This window comes from Nonomuraea sp. NPDC049504, assembly GCF_040676845.1.
GTDB lineage: Bacteria > Actinomycetota > Actinomycetes > Streptosporangiales > Streptosporangiaceae > Nonomuraea > Nonomuraea salmonea.
Map to the genome: position 1 here is coordinate 55,660 of NZ_JBFAPT010000010.1, position 17,535 is coordinate 73,194.

The 17,535-nt window shown below is 70.1% G+C and carries 15 protein-coding genes and 2 pseudogenes; 9 read left to right on the top strand and 8 right to left on the bottom strand.

Annotated elements, in window-relative coordinates; all coding sequences use genetic code 11:
* Window positions 1-19: 19 nt before the first annotated feature.
* Window positions 20-994 carry a nitroreductase family protein gene (locus tag AB0K28_RS20195; protein WP_364372005.1) on the top strand — a complete coding sequence of 325 codons (975 nt, stop codon included), beginning with the start codon at window positions 20-22 and terminating at the stop codon, window positions 992-994.
* Window positions 995-1,144: 150 nt separating this feature from the next.
* Here the strand turns inward: AB0K28_RS20195 and AB0K28_RS20200 are convergent, their stop codons facing one another.
* Both AB0K28_RS20200 and AB0K28_RS20205 read right to left on the bottom strand, forming a co-directional pair.
* Window positions 1,145-1,378, bottom strand: coding sequence for a hypothetical protein (locus tag AB0K28_RS20200; RefSeq protein WP_364372008.1), 234 nt, complete (start codon window positions 1,376-1,378; stop codon window positions 1,145-1,147).
* A 280-nt stretch (window positions 1,379-1,658) separates the two neighbouring features.
* Complete coding sequence (locus tag AB0K28_RS20205; protein WP_364372011.1) at window positions 1,659-2,039, bottom strand: STAS domain-containing protein; 381 nt, start codon at window positions 2,037-2,039, stop codon at window positions 1,659-1,661.
* Window positions 2,040-2,352: 313 nt separating this feature from the next.
* Here AB0K28_RS20205 and AB0K28_RS20210 point away from each other — a divergent pair, with 313 nt between their 5' ends.
* The 5 genes and pseudogenes from AB0K28_RS20210 to AB0K28_RS20230 all read left to right on the top strand — a co-directional run.
* Window positions 2,353-2,583 carry a hypothetical protein gene (locus AB0K28_RS20210; protein ID WP_364372014.1) on the top strand — a complete coding sequence of 77 codons (231 nt, stop codon included), beginning with the start codon at window positions 2,353-2,355 and terminating at the stop codon, window positions 2,581-2,583.
* Window positions 2,583-2,924, top strand: coding sequence for a metalloregulator ArsR/SmtB family transcription factor (locus AB0K28_RS20215; protein WP_364372017.1), 342 nt, complete (start codon window positions 2,583-2,585; stop codon window positions 2,922-2,924). Before AB0K28_RS20210 ends, AB0K28_RS20215 begins: the two co-directional genes overlap by 1 nt.
* Window positions 2,921-4,615 (top strand): SulP family inorganic anion transporter, encoded by a 1,695-nt coding sequence (locus AB0K28_RS20220; protein ID WP_364372019.1) that lies wholly within the window; start codon window positions 2,921-2,923, stop codon window positions 4,613-4,615. Before AB0K28_RS20215 ends, AB0K28_RS20220 begins: the two co-directional genes overlap by 4 nt.
* 162 nt (window positions 4,616-4,777) lie before the next feature.
* Window positions 4,778-4,972: pseudogene (locus AB0K28_RS20225) on the top strand (ATP-binding cassette domain-containing protein); the annotation flags it as partial.
* A pseudogene (locus tag AB0K28_RS20230) lies at window positions 4,967-5,150 on the top strand (long-chain fatty acid--CoA ligase); the annotation flags it as partial. The pseudogenes AB0K28_RS20225 and AB0K28_RS20230, both read left to right, overlap by 6 nt.
* A gap of 50 nt (window positions 5,151-5,200) precedes the next feature.
* Here AB0K28_RS20230 and pflA read toward each other — a convergent pair.
* The 4 genes from pflA to AB0K28_RS20250 all read right to left on the bottom strand — a co-directional run bounded on the left by pflA (window position 5,201) and on the right by AB0K28_RS20250 (window position 12,056).
* Window positions 5,201-5,926: a pyruvate formate-lyase-activating protein gene (gene pflA, locus AB0K28_RS20235; RefSeq protein WP_364372022.1), complete on the bottom strand. Its 726-nt coding sequence runs from the start codon at window positions 5,924-5,926 to the stop codon at window positions 5,201-5,203.
* 10 nt (window positions 5,927-5,936) lie between these two features.
* Window positions 5,937-8,171: a formate C-acetyltransferase gene (pflB, locus tag AB0K28_RS20240; RefSeq protein ID WP_364372025.1), complete on the bottom strand. Its 2,235-nt coding sequence runs from the start codon at window positions 8,169-8,171 to the stop codon at window positions 5,937-5,939.
* Between the two features lie 882 nt (window positions 8,172-9,053).
* Window positions 9,054-9,464, bottom strand: a complete 411-nt coding sequence (locus tag AB0K28_RS20245; protein ID WP_364372028.1) for a pyridoxamine 5'-phosphate oxidase family protein — start codon at window positions 9,462-9,464, stop codon at window positions 9,054-9,056.
* A gap of 33 nt (window positions 9,465-9,497) precedes the next feature.
* Window positions 9,498-12,056, bottom strand: coding sequence for a cation-transporting P-type ATPase (locus tag AB0K28_RS20250; RefSeq protein WP_364372031.1), 2,559 nt, complete (start codon window positions 12,054-12,056; stop codon window positions 9,498-9,500).
* A 272-nt stretch (window positions 12,057-12,328) separates the two neighbouring features.
* Here AB0K28_RS20250 and AB0K28_RS20255 point away from each other — a divergent pair, with 272 nt between their 5' ends.
* Window positions 12,329-12,766 (top strand): hypothetical protein, encoded by a 438-nt coding sequence (locus tag AB0K28_RS20255; RefSeq protein ID WP_364372034.1) that lies wholly within the window; start codon window positions 12,329-12,331, stop codon window positions 12,764-12,766.
* A gap of 131 nt (window positions 12,767-12,897) precedes the next feature.
* On the opposite strand, the gene AB0K28_RS20260 is transcribed toward AB0K28_RS20255, so the two are convergent.
* Entirely contained in the window at window positions 12,898-13,773 is an 876-nt protein-coding gene (locus AB0K28_RS20260) for a universal stress protein (protein WP_364372037.1), read from the bottom strand.
* A gap of 74 nt (window positions 13,774-13,847) precedes the next feature.
* Here AB0K28_RS20260 and AB0K28_RS20265 point away from each other — a divergent pair, with 74 nt between their 5' ends.
* On the top strand, window positions 13,848-14,492 hold the full coding sequence (locus AB0K28_RS20265) for a cation:proton antiporter regulatory subunit (protein WP_364372040.1): 645 nt from the start codon (window positions 13,848-13,850) through the stop codon (window positions 14,490-14,492).
* 4 nt (window positions 14,493-14,496) lie between these two features.
* Window positions 14,497-15,675 carry a cation:proton antiporter gene (locus AB0K28_RS20270; protein ID WP_364372043.1) on the top strand — a complete coding sequence of 393 codons (1,179 nt, stop codon included), beginning with the start codon at window positions 14,497-14,499 and terminating at the stop codon, window positions 15,673-15,675.
* Window positions 15,676-15,981: 306 nt separating this feature from the next.
* Here the strand turns inward: AB0K28_RS20270 and AB0K28_RS20275 are convergent, their stop codons facing one another.
* Window positions 15,982-17,301 (bottom strand): DUF4389 domain-containing protein, encoded by a 1,320-nt coding sequence (locus tag AB0K28_RS20275; protein ID WP_364372046.1) that lies wholly within the window; start codon window positions 17,299-17,301, stop codon window positions 15,982-15,984.
* Window positions 17,302-17,535 lie beyond the last annotated feature (234 nt).

The window sequence follows — 17,535 nt, forward strand, 5'->3', positions numbered from 1 at the left end:
CGTCCCCTGGAGGTGGACCATGATCACCCGCTCGCCGAAACAGGCACTGGACGCGGCCGTCGACGCCGGCCGCTGGGCTCCGTCGGTGCACAACACCCAGCCCTGGACCTTCAACGTCTCCGGCGAGGAAATCGGCCTGAGGGCCGACACCGAGAGAAAGCTGGCGGTCGAAGATGCCTCAGGCCGGGAACTGCTGATCAGCTGCGGCGCCGCCCTGTTCACCATGCGCACCGCCATCCGCTGCGAGGGCTACGAACCCATCGTGCGGATCCTGCCCGACCCCGACCGGCCGGGCCTCCTGGCGACGATCAGGCTGGGAAATGAAACCGAGGCCGACGAGGCCACCTGGGTGCTCGGCGGCGAGATCGAGCGGCGCCGCACCCATCGGGCCGGGTTCGCCGACGTGCCGGTGCCCGACCAGCTCATCGAGTCGCTGGTGAAGGCTGCCATGAGCGAGGGCGCCAAGCTGACACCCATCCGCTCTGCCGAGGCTGTGAACGTGCTCGCCGCGCTCACCCAGGCGGCGCAGGGCGTGCAGACGCAGGACCAGCGGTTCAACCTGGAGGTCATCCGGTGGGCCAGGCCCCCCGGCAGCGCCCGTACCGACGGGGTGCCCGCCGGAAGCTACCCGCAGGAGCCGGCGCCAACGGAGCCGGACTTCCCGCAACGTCACTACGCCTGGCGGCACGGCTGGGGCGCGCTCGGCGAGCAGAATGAGGCGGCGATCGGCGTTGTCGCCGTCCTGACCACCCGGGGCGACAGCCGTGACGAGTGGATCGCCGCCGGCCAGGCGCTGCAGCACGTCCTGTTGTACGCCTCCGCGCACGGTGTCAGCGCCGCCTTCCACACGCAGGCCCTGGAAATGGATCTACTGCGCGAATTTCTCCGAACGGAGCTCTTCTCCGGCGAATATCCGCAGATGATCATGAGGCTCGGAGTCACCTTCGACGACAAGGACATGCCTCGCCGCCCGCTGTCCGAGGTCCTGGAGTAGTCCCGCCTGACCCCTCCTGGCACACCTTCTCGCGGCCATGGGCTTCTGGCCTGCGACTTCTTCCATGTTGACACGATATTCCTGGAGCGCATGTACGTGTTGTTCGCGATCGAAATCAATACACGGCACGCGTACATCCTGGGTGTGACGTCACTTCCGGCGGGACCGTGGACCGCTCAGCAGGCCCGCAATCTCCTCATCGATCTCGGCAAGCGAGCAGCGTCGTTCCGCTTCCTCATTCGCGATCGAGGCGCCGAACTCGCCGCCATCTTCGACGAGGTGTTCGCCGTCGTGGGTATCGCGGTGCTCGATACTCCGCCGCGGACCCCGAGGGCGAACTGCCATGCCGGGCGACTGCATCCAGACGGTGCGCGCCGAGTGCATGGAGTGCATGCTGATCTGCGCAGAGCGTCACCTGCGCTCGGTTCTGAACGAATACGTCGATCACTACGATCGCAGTCGCAGGGCCACTCGGTTCAGCAGCACGCGCCTGCTGAACACGTCTCGTCCCGAGGCTGTCCGTCCCTTGAGCGATGTCCACTACGGTCGTCCAACGAGGCGTTTGGGGTGGTGGTTGGCACGGCGCCGCAACGATTCTCTCGAATGCCCTGGCTGGCGGCGATGACTTCGCTCTGCGACTGCAGCCCGATCATCGGGGCGCCTATTACCGAGCGGCATTACGGTCTCGGCAGGCGGGCTCGGCGAGCAGAAGCTTGGTGGCCTCCTCGCGGCTCCGGCGTTCGGTGAGGTAAGTGTGTAGCCCGGCCCGCTGCAGGATGTGCAACAGCGGGCCGTGCAGGCCCACCACGACCATCGGCCCGGCGCGGCCGGCACGTTGGTGGCGCAACAGGACAGCGAAGGCGTGGGCTGCTTGTTGAGTGGCGCGAGTCACATCGCTGACATCCAGCAGCAGGCATGGTAGCCGGCCGTGCCGAGCGATCAGCATGTCGATTTGATCCTGCAGGTCGCAGGCGGCCAGGTGATCGAGAGCTCCACGCACCGTGAAGGTGATGTAGGCGTCATGGACGCCGATGTCTGTTTGCATGGGGGATCTCCGGACGATGGTGAGGATAGGCGGTCTGGCATTGCGGCGCATCGGCCGTGCCACGTGACGGAACGAGTGTCGGCTGAGGGCGGCACCGTGCGAGCACTGCAGTTTTTGAGCTAGTCGCGAGCTGCTGATGACTGATCACTTCGATGGGTGGTTACCCAGCCCAAGCGTATGCGAATTGCGAAATTTCGCAATTTATTGGATGATAACGGCTCAATGCTTGGCAGGGCTGGATCGTCCGGCTCTTGTGAAGCTGCGAGCTAGGCATCGGAAGAACGCGGGGACAGATGTGAGCGAGGCATTCGCCATGGCGATACGGCGCCGGGTCGAGGAGGCGGCCGACGCGCTGTACGTGGCCGAACGAGACGGCGACGCCGACGCGGCGCTGGCCGCAGCGGGGGCGCTGGACGAGGTGCTGCGGATGGCGCGCGCGCACGGGGTGAGTACGGATCGCAGCCACGGGACGGACTCCTGCCCGGACCCGATCGCCGATCCCGCCCCGGCCCGCCAGGTCCTGGACGGGAAGGCGGCACCCTGATGTCGGTGCCCCTGTACGAGGCCAAGGCCGAGCTGTTCCGGCTGCTGGGACACCCGGTGCGAATCCGCGTGCTGGAGCTGCTGCAGGACGGGCCGATGCCCGTGCGGGATCTGCTGGCCGAGATCGAGGTGGAGCCGGCCGGGCTGTCGCAGCACCTGGCCGTGTTGCGCCGCTCGGAGCTGGTCACCGCCCGCCGGGACGGCTCGACCGTCGTGTACGCGTTGTCCGGAGGCGACGTGGCCGAGCTGTTGCGCGCCGCCCGTCACCTGCTGCAGGCCAAGCTCTCGGGCCGCAACGCGCTGCTGAACGAGCTGCTCAAGTCGGAGGCCGGCGACCGGTGATCCCTGTGCTCCTGGCGGGCTGGGCCCGCCTGCGCTCGGTCCTGCCCGCCAGGGCCGAGCTGGCCGCCTTCGGCCGCCATCCGCGCCGGGACCTGCTGGCCGGGCTGACGGTGGCGATCGTCGCGCTGCCGCTGGCGCTCGGCTTCGGCATCTCCAGCGGGCTGGGCGCGGAGGCGGGCCTGGCCACCGCGGTGGTGGCCGGCGCGTTGGCTGCCGTCTTCGGCGGCTCCGCCCTGCAGGTGTCCGGGCCGACCGGGGCGATGACGGTGGTTCTGGTACCGATCATGCACGCGCACGGCGCCACCGGAGTGCTGACAGTGGGAGTGTTGGCCGGTCTGCTGCTGCTCGGCCTGGCCCTAGCCCGGGCGGGCCGGTTCATGACGCTGGTGCCCGCTCCGGTGGTGGAAGGGTTCACCATGGGCATCGCCTGCGTGATCGGCCTGCAGCAGGTGCCCGCCGCGCTCGGCGTCCCCACACCGGAAGGCGACAAGGTGCTCGCCGTCGCCTGGCAGGCGATACTCGACTTCGCCGCCCGCCCGAACTGGGCTGCCGTCGCCATGGCCGTGGCGGTGGCAGCGTTGATCCTGGCCGGTGGGCGCTGGCGGCCGGCGGTGCCGTTCTCGCTGCTGGCCGTGGCCGCCGCCACCCTCCTCGCTGAGCTGGCAGGGCTGCCTGTGGCGCGTATCGGTGCCCTGCCGGCGGGGCTGCCCGCCCCGTCGCTGGAGTTCCTGGACGTGGCCGCGCTGAGCTCCCTGATCGCCCCCGCCATCGCGGTGGCTGCGCTGGCCGCGTTGGAATCGCTGTTGTCGGCGGCTGTGGCCGACGGCATGAGCGTCAACCATCAGCACGACCCCGATCGGGAGCTGTTCGGCCAGGGCCTGGCCAACCTGATCGCCCCGCTCTTCGGTGGCGTCCCGGCCACCGGCGCGATCGCTCGCACCGCCGTCAACGTACGTGCGGGGGCCTCATCCCGGCTGGCCGCGCTCGCGCATGCCGCGATCCTCGGCATGATCGTGTTCACCGCTGCCGACCTGGTGGCCCGGATCCCGCTGGCGGCCCTGGCCGGGGTGCTGCTGGCCACCGCGGTGCGGATGGTCGAGGCCGGCGCGCTGCTGGCGATGCTGCGTTCCACCCGAGCCGACGCCGTCGTCCTGGCCTCGACCGCGATCGCCACTCTCGCCCTGGACCTGGTCACCGCCGTCATCGTCGGCCTGATCGTCGCCGGCGCGCTCGCCCTGCGCGCCATCGCCAGGAACGTCCGCCTGGATACCGTACCCCTGCAGGCCGACCTGCCCGGCGACCACGACGCCGAGGAGCACGAGCTGCTGGCCGAGCACATCGTCGCCTACCGGCTGGACGGGCCGCTGTTCTTTGCCGCGGCGCACCGGTTCCTGCTGGAGCTGTCGGAGGTGGCCGACGTCTCGGTGGTCATCCTGCGCATGTCACGCATCACCACGATCGACGCCAGCGGCGCCCTTGTGCTCGGCGACGCCATCGCCCGCCTGGAACGACGGGGCATCACCGTGTACGTCTCCGGCATCCGCGACGGTCACCACCGGCCGCTGCACGCCCTGGGCGTGATCGCCCGGCTGGACGAGGCCGGGCAGGTGTTCGCCTCCACGCCGGAGGCCATCGCGGCGGCCCGCCGCCATCTCCATCAGGCAGGCATCCTTCCCTCCTCCGCCGGCTGAACCTGTCCTACAGCTGCCCCGGCGGTAAGACCTGGTCCGCGGTCCAATGGCGCGGCTGGGGGAGCTGTCCGTGCATCGGCATCGCACGGTTGGCGGCTTGGTCAACACCAGGCTTGACACGTGGCAGAAAACAGAGCCGGCGGGCCCGCCGGCTCTTCTGCCCTGGACGAATCCGGCGGGCCGGAGCAAGGCGCCGATCACGGCACTGCGGGGGTTGAGCTTTCCGCAGCGAAGGGGAGCATCTTCGGGCTGCTCGGGCCGAACGGGGCCGGCAAGTCGACCACAGTGAAGATCCTCTCGACGCTCTCGGTTGCCGACTCAGGGTCGGCGCGCGTGGCTGGGATCGATGTGCATACCGGCGACCTCGGCTACGTCGAATAGGACGGATTCCTCTTCACCATCGACCGCAGGAAAGAGCTGATCATCCGAGGCGGCTACAACGTCTACCCGCGCGAGGCGGAGGAGATGCTCTGCAACCACGCCGCCGTAGCCGAGGCCGCCGTCGTGGGGGCCCGATGGGCGGCTGGGGGAGGAAGCCGTGGCAAGATCGCAAGCTGGAGCTCGTGGCTCTTCGAGCGTGATGTCTCAGATCGAGGTCACGCCGTGGGCTCGGAACTGGTCGTGCACCCGATCGAGCAGCCCCTGGCCGGGCGGTGCGACGTCACCAAGGGGGAAGCGCAGGCCGAGGCGTTCGTATTTGGCGGTGGCCATGCGGTGGAAGGGCAGGACGTCGACCCGTTCGACATTGCCCAGGCCGGCGACGAAGCGGGCCAGGGCATCCACGTTGTCGGGGGCGTCGGTGAGTCCGGGTACCAGCACGAACCGCACCCAGGTGGGCCGGCCCAGGTCGGCGAGGCGGCGAGCGAAGCGCAGGGTGGGTTCGACCGGTCCGCCGGTGAGGCGGCGGTAGGTGGCCGGGTCGTAGGACTTGATGTCGAGCAGAACCAGGTCGGTGTCGGCGAGCGTGGCGTCGGTGGCGCGGATGCCGAGCAGGCCCGAGGTGTCCAGGGCGGTGTGCAGACCGCTGTCATGGCAGCGGCGCAGCAGCTCGGCGGTGAAGCGAGGCTGCAGTAGCGGTTCACCGCCGCTGATGGTCACCCCGCCGCCGGCGACGGAGATGAAACGCCGGTATTTCGCGATTTCCGCCATGACTTCCTCGGCGGTGACCTGGCGGCCGTCGCGCATCCGCCAGGTCTCGGGGTTCTGGCAGTACAGGCAGCGCAGCGGGCAGCCGGCGGTGAAGACGACGAAGCGGGTGCCGGGGCCGTCCACGCCGACCGACAGGTCCCAGGAGCTGACAGAACCGTTCATCTCAGGCCGTTCACATCGAGCCGTGGAAGGTGCGGTTGACGACGTCGCGCTGCTGGTCGGGCGTGAGACGGACGAAGTTGACCGCGTATCCGGAGACGCGGACGGTCAGCTGCGGGTAACGGTCGGGGTGCTCCATGGCGTCCAGCAGCACCGCGCGGGTGAGCACGTTGACGTTCATGTGGAAGCCACCGGCGTCGAAATAGCCGTCCAGCATGCCGACCAGGTTCGCGACGCGCTCCTCCGGGGAGCGGCCGAGCCCGTCCGGGGTGGCGGTGCTGGTCAGGCTGATGCCATCGAGGGCCTGATTGTAGGGGAGCTTGGCGACCGACAGGGCGGAGGCGATCAGGCCGTGACGGTCGCGGCCGTTGCTCGGGTTGGCGCCGGGGGCGAACGGCTCGCCGGTGCGGCGGCCGTCGGGGGTGTTGCCGGTGTGCTTGCCGTAGACGACGTTGGAGGTGATGGTGAGCACGGACTGGGTGTGCTCGGCGCCGCGGTAGGCGCGGTGCTCGCGGATCTTGGTCATGAAGGAGCGGACGAGGTCGACGGCGATGGCGTCGGCGCGGTCGTCGTTGTTGCCGTAGGCCGGGTAGTCGCCTTCGACGTGGTAGTCGACGGCGAGGCCGGTGGCGTCGCGGATGACCTTGACGCGGGCGTGCTTGATGGCCGAGAGGCTGTCGGCGGCGACGGACAGGCCGGCGATGCCGCAAGCCAGGGTGCGTTTGACAGGGTAGTCGTGCAGGGCCATCTCAAGGCGCTCGTAGGCGTACTTGTCGTGCATGTAGTGGATGATGTTGAGCGCGTTGACGTAGGTGCGGGCCAGCCAGTCCATCATCCGGTCCAGCGCCTTGGAAACCTGCTCGTAGTCGAGCACGTCGCCGGTCAGAGGTGGGTGGGCGGGCCCGACCTGGGCGCCGGTGATCTCGTCGCGGCCGCCGTTGATGGCGTACAGAAGGGTCTTGGCCAGATTGACGCGGGCGCCGAAGAACTGCATCTGCCTGCCGACCGGGGCGGCCGACACGCAGCAGGCGATGGCGGTGTCGTCGCCGGTGCGCGGGCGCATCAGCTCGTCGCTCTCGTACTGGATGGCGCTGGTCTCGATCGACAGGGCCGCGCAGAAGCGCTTGAACGGCTCCGGCAGGCGCGGCGACCAGAAGACGGTCAGGTTCGGCTCCGGCGCCGGGCCGAGGTTGCGCAGCGTCTGCAGATAGCGGTAGCTGGTGCGGGTGACCAGCGGGCGGCCGTCCTCGCCGATGCCGCCGATCGACTCGGTCACCCAGGTGGGGTCGCCGGAGAAGAGCTGGTCGTACTCCGGGGTGCGCAGGAAGCGGACGATGCGCAGCTTGATCACGAAGTCGTCGATGAGTTCCTGCGCGCCCTCCTCGGTGATGCGGCCTTCGGTGAGATCGCGTTGCAGGTAGACGTCGAGGAAGGTGGAGGTGCGGCCCAGGGACATGGCGGCACCGTTCTGCTCCTTGATCGCGGCCAGGTAGGCGAAGTACAGCCACTGGATCGCCTCCCGCGCGGTCGCGGCCGGACGGGAGAGGTCATGGCCGTAGGAGGCGGCCATCACCTTCAGCTCCTCCATCGCGCGCAGTTGCTCGGCCAGCTCTTCCCGGTCGCGGATCACGGCGTCGGTGGCGTCGGCGTCGTCCAGGGAGCGCAGCTCGGCCTGCTTGGCCTCAACGAGCCGGTCGACGCCGTAGAGGGCGACGCGGCGGTAGTCACCGATGATGCGGCCGCGGCCGTAGGCGTCCGGCAGGCCGGTGATGACGCCGGAACGGCGGGTAGCCAGGATCTCCGGCGTGTACGCGTCGAACACGCCGTTGTTGTGGGTCTTGCGGTACTTGGTGAAGATGTCCTTCACCGCCGGGTCGAGCTTGTGGCCGTAGGCGGCCAGGCCGTTCTCCACCATGCGCAGCCCGCCCGCGGGCATGATGGCCCGCTTCAGCGGCGCGTCCGTCTGCAGTCCCACGATCAGCTCACGGTCCCGGTCGATGTAGCCGGGCGCGTGCGCGGTGATCGACGACGGGGTAGTGGTGTCGGCGTCGAGGATCCCCCGCCGCCGCTCCTCGGGGAACAGCGCCGAGACCTTCTCCCACACCGCGCGGGTGCGCTTCGTCGGCCCTGTCAGGAACCGGTCGTCGCCCTGGTACGGGGTGTAGTTCGCCTGGATGAATGCCCGCACGTCCACGCCGGACCTCCAGTCCGCGCCACGAAACCCCCGCCACGCATCCGTCGCGATCATCGTTCCCCCTTCGTCTTCGTCGGAGCTCTCCTTCCACCCTCGTGCACGGGCTGCTCGATCACATCGGCCTTAGGGCATCCGTGCGTGGGACGAACGTCCTCGCTCTTCGTAGACCTCCGGCACTGCCGCGCCCGAGCCGGCGGCATCCGGGTGATCATGGTGACCAGCGGCCACGCAGACACCGCCTGCGCAGTCGCCGAAGAGGTCCTGGAGGTTGACGAGGGCGTGGTCAACGCCGTGGTGCACGGCGGGGAAGCAGGCAGGCTGAGCCTGTGGTGCGGGGATGGCGTCCTGTGCTGCGAGGTCAGCGACCAGGGACCTGGAATCCCCGCGCGTGGCTTCTCGCCGACGTGTCCCTGCCACCGCCTGCCTTGCTCAGGCGCCTGTTGTAGCAGGACTGGCCGGGCAGGTAGGGAAGGCGCCGGGCAGATGCTCGGGTACGTATCGCGGCCAGCGGGCCTCGGAATGGATGCCAAGCAGGACCTGGCCACGGCCAGGGTGATCAGTTCGGCGTCGGCCAGTATCTGCTTGCGTCCCAGCCGGGACCGGTGGCCGAGCCAGTCGTCGATGCTGACGTACAGTGCGGTGAGAAGGGTGTTGAGGTCTGTCTTCACGAACCGATCGTCAACACCCTCCGCCATGTACGCACTCCGTACCGAGGCGACTTAGGACTTACTCGTCCAGGCGTCAGCTGGAGCCGCGCTGTACAACCTGCGGTGCTCCGGATGACCGGGCACGACGTCCAGGACCCGCTGTCGCGCGGCCCCGGAGAGCACGCCGACGTGCTGGCCCACATGGCCGCCATTCTGGGCGACCCGTCCCAGGCCAGTACGAGCGGCTGGGCCAGAGGCCGAGCTTCGCTGATCTGGCAGCTCCATGGAGTCAGGTGGGCTGCTGGATGCGCCGGCCGGTGGCCTCCACCGCGGTGATGACGATGAAGTGGTCACGGCCTCGGGCCCACGGCGTCAGCGGCAGTCTTTCCAGCCTGGCGATCTCTGCCGGGTCGTCGGCGACGCGGGCATACCCTACGACGGTGACCGACCAGCCGCTACGCGCCTCGGTGTCGAAGTCGTCGGCCTCGAAGGCCACGACCGCGTGGCGGGTGGCGGCGGCCAGCTTGGAGCCGGCCGCCGTACGGATGACGATGTCCTGCTCGTCCAGGCAGAAGTTGACCGGCTGCACTGCCGGCAGCGCGCGGTCGGTGAAGACGATCCGCCCGATCGGGCGTGAAGGCAGCAGGCGCATGCACTCCTCGTGGGTGAGCACCTGCAGACCGGCCGAGTCGAGTTTCATGTCTGTAGCCTGCCCGTGGTCGTGTCCGACTGGTTAGGGACGAAAGGCCCGTGACGACCGCCGATCGCCCTCGGTGGTGGTGACCGCAGGCTGAGATCCTTGCGGGCGGGGGGAGGGGTGCAGGATCCGGTCGAGGCGTGCAGCGGCGTAGCCGAGTACGGACAGCGCGGTGACGATCAGCAGGTCGCCGGCGTTCAGTGGCTGGGTGCCGAGGAGCTGGCGCAGTGGCGGCAGGTACAGGGCCGCTAGTTGCAGGACGAACGCGCCGGCGACGGCGAGCAGCAGCATGGGGTTGGCCAGGGTCCCTGGCCGGGTGCGGGAGCCGAGCGCGACGCCGAGCTGAGTGGCGCCGAGGGCGAAGAAGGCCATGCTCTGCCAGGGTCGTCCGGTCGCTGCGGCCCAGACGGCGACGCCGAGGGTGACGGCGGTGAGCACGACGGCGATCCGGATGACGCGTTGCCACAGGCCCGCGCCGAGGATGCTCTGACTGGGCGGCCGGGGCGGATCGGCCATGGCTCCCGGCACGGTCGGCTCGCCGCCCAGGGCCACGCCGGGCAGCCCGTGGGTGAGCAGGTTGATCCACAGGATCTGGGCGGGGAGCAGAGGGAGCGGGAGCCCGACGAACGGGCCCAGCAACATCACGGCGATCTCGGCCGCGCCGCCGGACAGGCCGTAGACCAGGAAGCGGCGGATGTTGGCGTACACCCGGCGGCCCTCCTCGACGGCCGCGACAACGGTGTCCAGGTTGTCGTCGGCGAGGACCAGGTCGGCCGCCTGCCGCGCCACTTCGGTGCCGCGTCGGCCCATGGCCACGCCGATGTCGGCGCGGCGCAGGGCAGGGCCGTCGTTGACCCCGTCGCCGGTCATGGCCAGGACGCCGCCCTGGTTCTGCAGGCTTTGGATGATGTCGAGCTTCTGCTCAGGGGTGGCGCGGGCGTAGACGCCGGCCTGGCCGTGGTCGAGGGCGCCGGGTTCGCGGCAGTCGACGACCCGGTCGCCGTCGGCGATGATGCCCAGCTCGGTGGCGATGGCGCGGGCGGTACCGGGGTGGTCTCCGGTGATGAGGATGGGTTTGATGCCGGCTCGCTTGCAGTCGGCGACGGCGGTGGCGGCGGCCGGGCGTGGCGGGTCCAGGATCGCGATCAGGCCGAGCAGCGACAGGCCGTTCTCCTGGATCGTGGCCGGTGCGGCGTCGAGATCGGTGCTTGCCACCGCGAGGACCCGGTATCCGGCTCGGGCGAACTGGTCGGCCTGTGCGGCGGCGCGGGCGAGCAGATCCGGCTGGTCGATCAGGACGGGGTGGTGGAGCAGGGCTTCGGGCGCGCCTTTGCAGATCAGGCGTGCGCCGCCGCCGGGCAGTTGGTGCACGGTGCTCATGCGCTTGCGGTCGCTGTCGAAGGGCTGCTCGGCCAGGCGGGGAAGGCGGGTCTGCACGTCCTTGCGGTCGAGGCCGAGCTTGGCGGCGGCGGCGAGCAGGGCCGCCTCGGTGGGGTCGCCCAGCGCCGTCCACTCGCCGTCGGCGTCGTGCGGGGGTGAGAGCCGGGCGTCGTTGCAGAGCACCGCCGCCGTCAGCAGCGCGTTGAAGGCGCCGGGGTCATGGTCGCTGCTGATCTGGCCCTCGGGGGCGTAGCCGGTGCCGCTGACCGTGGCCTGTGCCGCCGGCGTCCACAGGTGGCGGGCGACCATCCGACCCTCGGTGAGGGTGCCGGTCTTGTCGGTGGCCAGGGCGGTCACCGAGCCGAGGGTCTCCACCGCGGGCAGCTTGCGGACGAGGGCGTTGCGGGTGGCCATCCGGCGTGCGCCCAGCGCCAGGCTCAGCGTCACGACGGCGGGCAGGGACTCGGGGACGGCGGCGACGACCAGGCTGATGGCGGTGATCACCATCAGTTCCACCGGCTGGCCGCGCACCAGTCCCAGGGCCATGACCACCGCCGACAGCAGCACGGCGACGCCGGCCAGGAGCCGGCCGACTCCCACCAGGCGGCGTTGCAGCGGGGTGAGCCGAGCCCCCTTGACCATCAGGGAGGCGATGCGGCCGCTCGCGCTGGCCGCCCCGATGGCGGTGACCTCCGCCCGCCCGCGCCCGCGGAGCACTACGGTGCCGGACGAGACCGGCGCGTCGATGCCCTTGTCCACCGGCACCGACTCGCCCGTCAGCGCCGACTCGTCGACGAGCAGTGCCGCCGACTCGTGCACGTTGGCGTCGGCGGGGACGACGTCGCCCTCGGCCAGGATCAGCAGGTCTCCCACCACGACGTCGCTGGAGGGGATCTGCTGCTGGCGGCCGTCGCGCACCACGCGTGCCTCCGGGCTGGCGAGCTGTGCCAGGGCCGTGATGGCGCGGTCGGCCCGGACCTCCTGCACCACTCCGACGGTGGTGTTGACCACGATTACCAGCATGATCACGGCCGCGTCGGCCCAGTCACCCGTCGTGATGGTCAGCACTGCCGCGATGAGCAGGACGATGATGAGCGGGTCGCGCAGTTGGGAGGCGATGCGCCGCCACAAGGGCACGGGCGGCTTCTGCGGAAGCAGGTTGGCGCCGTCGCGTGCGAGCCGCGAGGCCGCCTCCGCTGACGTCAGCCCAGACAAAGGCATCACTGTCATGTCCTCCGTACTCGCCGTGATCTCCCGGCCGATGAACGATCGCTCGAATGTGTCCGCGCCCTACTGTTCGCGAACCCAGGTGCAGCCAACAGGGACGTTGGTCCTTTCCCTGAGGGCCGGAAGCACACACTGCGGAAGAATCCATGGAAGGGCCTTTCGGCCCCTTCGAGCCGACCTTCGCCCCTGCCTCCCCACAGGCTGCGTACATAGCGTGACGGTAGATCAACAGCCCTCCTGAAGGCCATTGGAGGTTCAGGATGGAGATCCACCCGCCGGCACGCCGTCCGGCCGTCGCTCGTCGCACCGGCTACACCATCGCCGCTGTCATCGACGGGACCCTGCTGTATGCCATCAACGCCCACCCCGGCTGGCAAGCCGTACCCTTCCTCACCCCCGATACCCTGCGGGTGCTGCCACTGGTCAACCTCTCACTGATCGCGGCGCTCATCACCAACACGATCTTCCTGGCCCACGACCCGCGCTGGATGAGGTCGGCAGGGGACCTGGCGACCACGCTGATCAGCCTCACGGCTCTGGCCCAGATCCTGCGGGTCTTCCCGTTCGCCTTCGACGACCCCACCGTCGACTGGGCGCTCATCGTCCGTACGGTGGTGATCGTGGCCATCGCCCTCACGGCCATCGCGGCGGTCGTGCATCTCGTGACCCTGCTGAGGCACGCGGCCCAACGACCGTAGGCGACAGGGCGCCTGGCGGTGCCACCGGCGCCCTGAACACGACGCGGGCGAGCGATTCTGCAGTGATGAAGGAGCATCAGCGGCCCGGAACGCGGAGCTTGCCGCGGCCTGTCCTCACGTGGGACCGAAGCTCACTCGCGTTCTTGGTCGGGCCGGGGCACGACCATGACCGGCCGGTGGGCGTGGTGCAAGGTGGCCATCGCGACGCTGCCCATGAGGATCTCGCGTGCCGCTGAACGCCCCCGTGACCCGACGACCAGGACGGACGCGTCCCGGCTGCGGCCGCACGCGCTGAGCGCCTCGGCCACAGCGCGTCCAGGCGTGCCGGAGCCGCTGGCGACGTCCAGCCGCTCCAGGGTGATGCCGCCGCTCTGCGGCAGGCTGCCCGAGGGCGAGGGGATGTCAGCGCCGTCCACGCAGACGATCGCCAGGTCCCGTCCCGGGAACAGCTCCTGCGTCGCCGCGAGGGCGGCTTCTGCGCCGGGTGATCCGTCCCAGCCGATGAGCGCCGGCCCGCTCTCCAGCGCCGCCTGCTCAGCGGACAGCAAGGGATGCGGCACGACGAGGACGGGGCGGGGCGTGTAGTGCACCACCATGTCCGAAACGCTGCCCAGGACCGCTTGGGCGCCACCGAGGCCACGCGATCCGACCAGAACCAGGTCGGCGTCCAGTTCCTGCGCCAGCTGGGCGAAATACAGGCCTTCGCCGCCGTAGGCGCGGCGCACCAGGGGCTCGGCGTTCCAGCCGGCGGTGCGCGCGAGCCTGACTCCCCGATCGGCGAGCCTGCGTGCCTCGGCTTCCCCCTCGCGCTCGATTGCCGCGATGAAGGCGTTGAGCTCGGCGGCGCCCGTCCACAGCCGCCGCCGCAGGCTCTCGCTGGCGAACGGCGGGGTCCACAGATGGGTGATCCACACACGTGCCTGCGGGAACAGCGCGGCACCGACATCGATCGCCACGGCGGCCGTTGGAGACCCGTCAAATCCCACGATCACATTGATCGCCATCATGTACCTCCCTGGTACTGCTTACTGCCAGGCACAGCCTTGCCCCATTTGCACCGGCTTCACCCTGAGCATCCACGGTGGCAGACATCGTCGATGGGGGGCTTTGGACCTGTCTCGCCCGCCGTTGGTCCTTCGCGGCCGGCGATTGCATCGGCAGGCTGGAGATGCGCCCGCCCGGATCGATGGGCGGTTCGTGGTGGTGCATCCGGCAGGAGGCGCCGGTCTGCCGGAATGATGGCTGCATGAACGTGAACGAAGTGCTGTTGCCAGGCGTCGGTCTGCGGTATGAGTTCACCACCCAGGCGGGGGAGCGGATCGCCGTGGTGGCGCGGCGCACGGGTGAGTTCGAGGTGGTCGGCTACGCAGGCGATGACCGCGACGAGGGCTGGCCGCTGTTTCGCCTGACCGAGGAGGAGGCCGAGGCGCTGGCGCAGATCCTCGGTGCGCCGCGGATCGCCGAGCGGTTCGCCGACCTGACCCGGGAGATCCCAGGGCTGAGCTCTGAACCGGTGACAGTGACGCCGACCTCGCCTTACGTGGATCACCCGCTGGGGCACACGCGCGCACGCACCCGTACCGGGGTGTCGGTGGTGGCGATCGTGCGCGGCGCGGATGTGATCGCCTCGCCGGGCCCGGACGAGGTGTTGCGGGCCGATGACGTGCTCGTGGTGATAGGCACCCAGGAGGGCATCGACGGTGTGACGCGGATCATCCAGGGCTGAACGCGTGCACGTCTCGATCGCGCTGCTGCTGGAGCTCGGCCTCATCCTGGCCGCCCTCGGCCTCCTGGCCGCCCTGGCCCGCCGCATGACGCTGTCGCCCATCCCGCTCTACCTGCTGGCAGGCCTGATGCTCGGTGAGCGCGGCGTGCTGCCCGCCCCGGCCGCAGGCGAGTTCGTCCAGGCCGCGGCCTCGATCGGGATCGTGTTGCTGCTGCTGGCGCTGGGACTGGAGTTCTCCATCGCGGAGTTCTCCACGAGCATGCGCCATCATCTGCCGTCGGCGGGGGTGGACCTGCTGGCCAACGCCGTCCCGGGCGCGCTGGCCGGCTGGATGCTGGGGTTGGACGGCGTGGGCATGCTGGCGCTGGCCGGCGCCACCTACAGCTCCTCTTCGGGCATCATCGCCCGGCTGCTCGGGGATTTGCGGCGGCTGGGCAACCGGGAGACGCCGTCGGTGCTGTCGGTTCTGGTGCTGGAGGACTTCGCGATGGCGGCCTACCTGCCTGTGCTGGCGGTGCTGGCCTCCGGCGGCACCTGGTGGCAGGCAGTGCTGGGCGCGCTGGTCGCGGTCGGCGCAGTGGTGTCCGCCTTCGCCGCCTCCTCCCGTTGGGGGCACCATATCGGCCGGCTCGTGGCGCACCCGGACAACGAGCAGCTGATGCTGCGCATGCTGGGGCTTACCATGGTGGTGGCTGCGCTGGCCGAGTTCGTGCACGCATCAGCGGCGGTTGGTGCCTTCCTGGTCGGACTAACGCTGACCGGGCAGACGGCCGAGCGGGCACGAGCCGTCATCACACCGTTGCGTGACCTGTTCGCCGCGATGTTCTTCGTGGCCATCGGCCTGTCGGTGGCTCCCGCCGACCTGCTGCCCGTCCTGCCGGCCACGCTGGCGCTGGCCTCGGTCACCGCGCTGACCAAGGTGCTCACCGGGCGCTACGCCGCCGCCCGCGACGGGGTGGGCCGGCGGGGCCGGCTGCGTGCGGGCGCCGCGCTGATCGCGCGAGGGGAGTTCTCCATCGTCATCGTCGGCCTGGCAGGGCCCCAGTTGCCCACCCTGGCGCCGCTGGTAGCCGCCTATGTGCTCGTGCTGGCCATCGCAGGGCCGCTCATCACCCGCTTCGTCGGAGCCCGGCCTACGGCGAAATCTCCGCCCAGCCGTGCCGGGCCTCGGCCTCCAAGGTGAGCCCACATTCCCGCCGGGTCAGCTCGCAAGCGGCGGCCGGGTCGTCGCCGGCGCTGACGAGGCGGTCCGCGTGGGTGCAGGTGTCCGGCGGATTCGACCGCGGGGACGCCGCCCTTGAGGATGCGCAGGTCGGTGCCGCAGTTTGTGACGGCGTCCACGCGGTCGCTCGCATCCGTCGGTCCGATGAGCTGTGGCTCGGGAGCCTGCTCCCCAGCCCGCCGGCCTCGTCCGTGATGGACCAGCGCCTTCACGCGGAACCTCGTTGGAGAGATCGCGGCGGTCGGCCCTAGCCATGGTGGGGCCGCGTCAACGCGTCGGCGTGGCGTGTGCGGGTGCTGACGTCGGGACGGTGGCCAGGCGGATGCCGACCAGGATGAGCGCTGTGCCGGCGAGCAGCAGGACCGCCGTGGCGATGAAGAGCCCGGCCGTCAGCCCTCCCAACCAGGGAAGGGTGGCGGCCACCTGCAGGTCGGCTGCCACAGCCGGGGTGCCGTTGGCGTTCATGACGACGACGGTCCACTCACCGGGCTGGGCGTCCCAGGTCAAGGTGCTGGTGCCGGTGGCCGCCCAGAAAGTCTGGGCCGAGGGCGGAGCCGGTGTGGCCGCCCCCGGATACCGGTTGTAGGCGCCACCGATGTCTTCCGGGGTGACCCGTTCGTGGGTGACGTTGCTCAGATAGGCGGTGACGTCGTCCTGGCGGGCGATGCCGAGGAAGAGCGGGGTGCGGGTGCCGGATGCGCTGATGCGGACGCGGCCCACGCCGTCGCGCAGGAAGGACACGCCCTGCCCGGCGATGGTGATCTGCTCGCTGGTGAGGGCGTAGGTGGAGGTGGCCACCCGCTGGGGGCCGATGCCGATGAAGCCGTCGGCGTCGCGGGCCTGCCCGAGCAGGGCGGCGCCGGTGCCGGTGGCCGCCGTGGCGAGGCCGCCGAAGGCGAGGACGGCGCCGGCGGCGAGGGCAACGATGGAGGCGGCGCCGTGCCGCGCCGGGGTGTGCGCCGAGGCGGGCGGCGGTTCCAGCCGCGGCAGCTCATGGCCGCCCTGTTCGAGACGGAACGGCGGGTAGGCGTCGGTCATGAGCGTGGCGTACGCCGCGACTCTGAACGCCCACCGGTTCATCCCGAGCACGAGGTCGTACACTCCGTGCGGGTAGCGGCCGGTGAACAGCAGCGACAGCGCGGCGAGGAGGACCAGCAGGCCGATGAGACCGCCCCAGTCGAGGGTGTAGAGGACGCCGCCGCCGTCCGGCAGGCTGTTGTTCCAGGAGATGATGCTGCCGCTGGTGAACAGGCCCACGATGAGGTAGTGGGGGATGGCCAGCAGCCACCATTTGACCAGGACGAGGCCGCGGGAGAGCCGTTCCGGGTAGTCGATCTCCAGGGTGGCCGGGTAGTCCGGGGCCGCGCCGAGCGTGAAGGGCGGGTAGCGGTCGGTGCCCAGGGCGCCGTAGGTGTAGTAGGCGACCCGCCAGGTCCAGCGCAGCACGCCCAGGTTGAAGTCGAACAGCGCGCGCGGGTATCGGCCGGTGAACAGGATCGCGAAGAACGCGACGACGGTGAGAACGCCGAAAGCGATCCACAGCAGGCTCAGCACGACGTAGTGAGGGATGGCGAGAAACCACTTCACGATCCAGAGGCCACGGTTCAGCGGTTCCTCGAGCCGAGCCTCGACCCGCACCGGATAAGTAATCATGCGACCAGCACATCAGCGGTCACGCGCGACTGCCTGCGGGCGAAGGTCCCGACTCTTGCGCTGATGGACCCAGTCGGCTCAGGTGCCCGTCGTCCCGGACACGACGCTGTCACAGCCAAGGCCGATGACGACGAGGTTCTCTCCAAGGCGGGACACGGCACCTGCAGC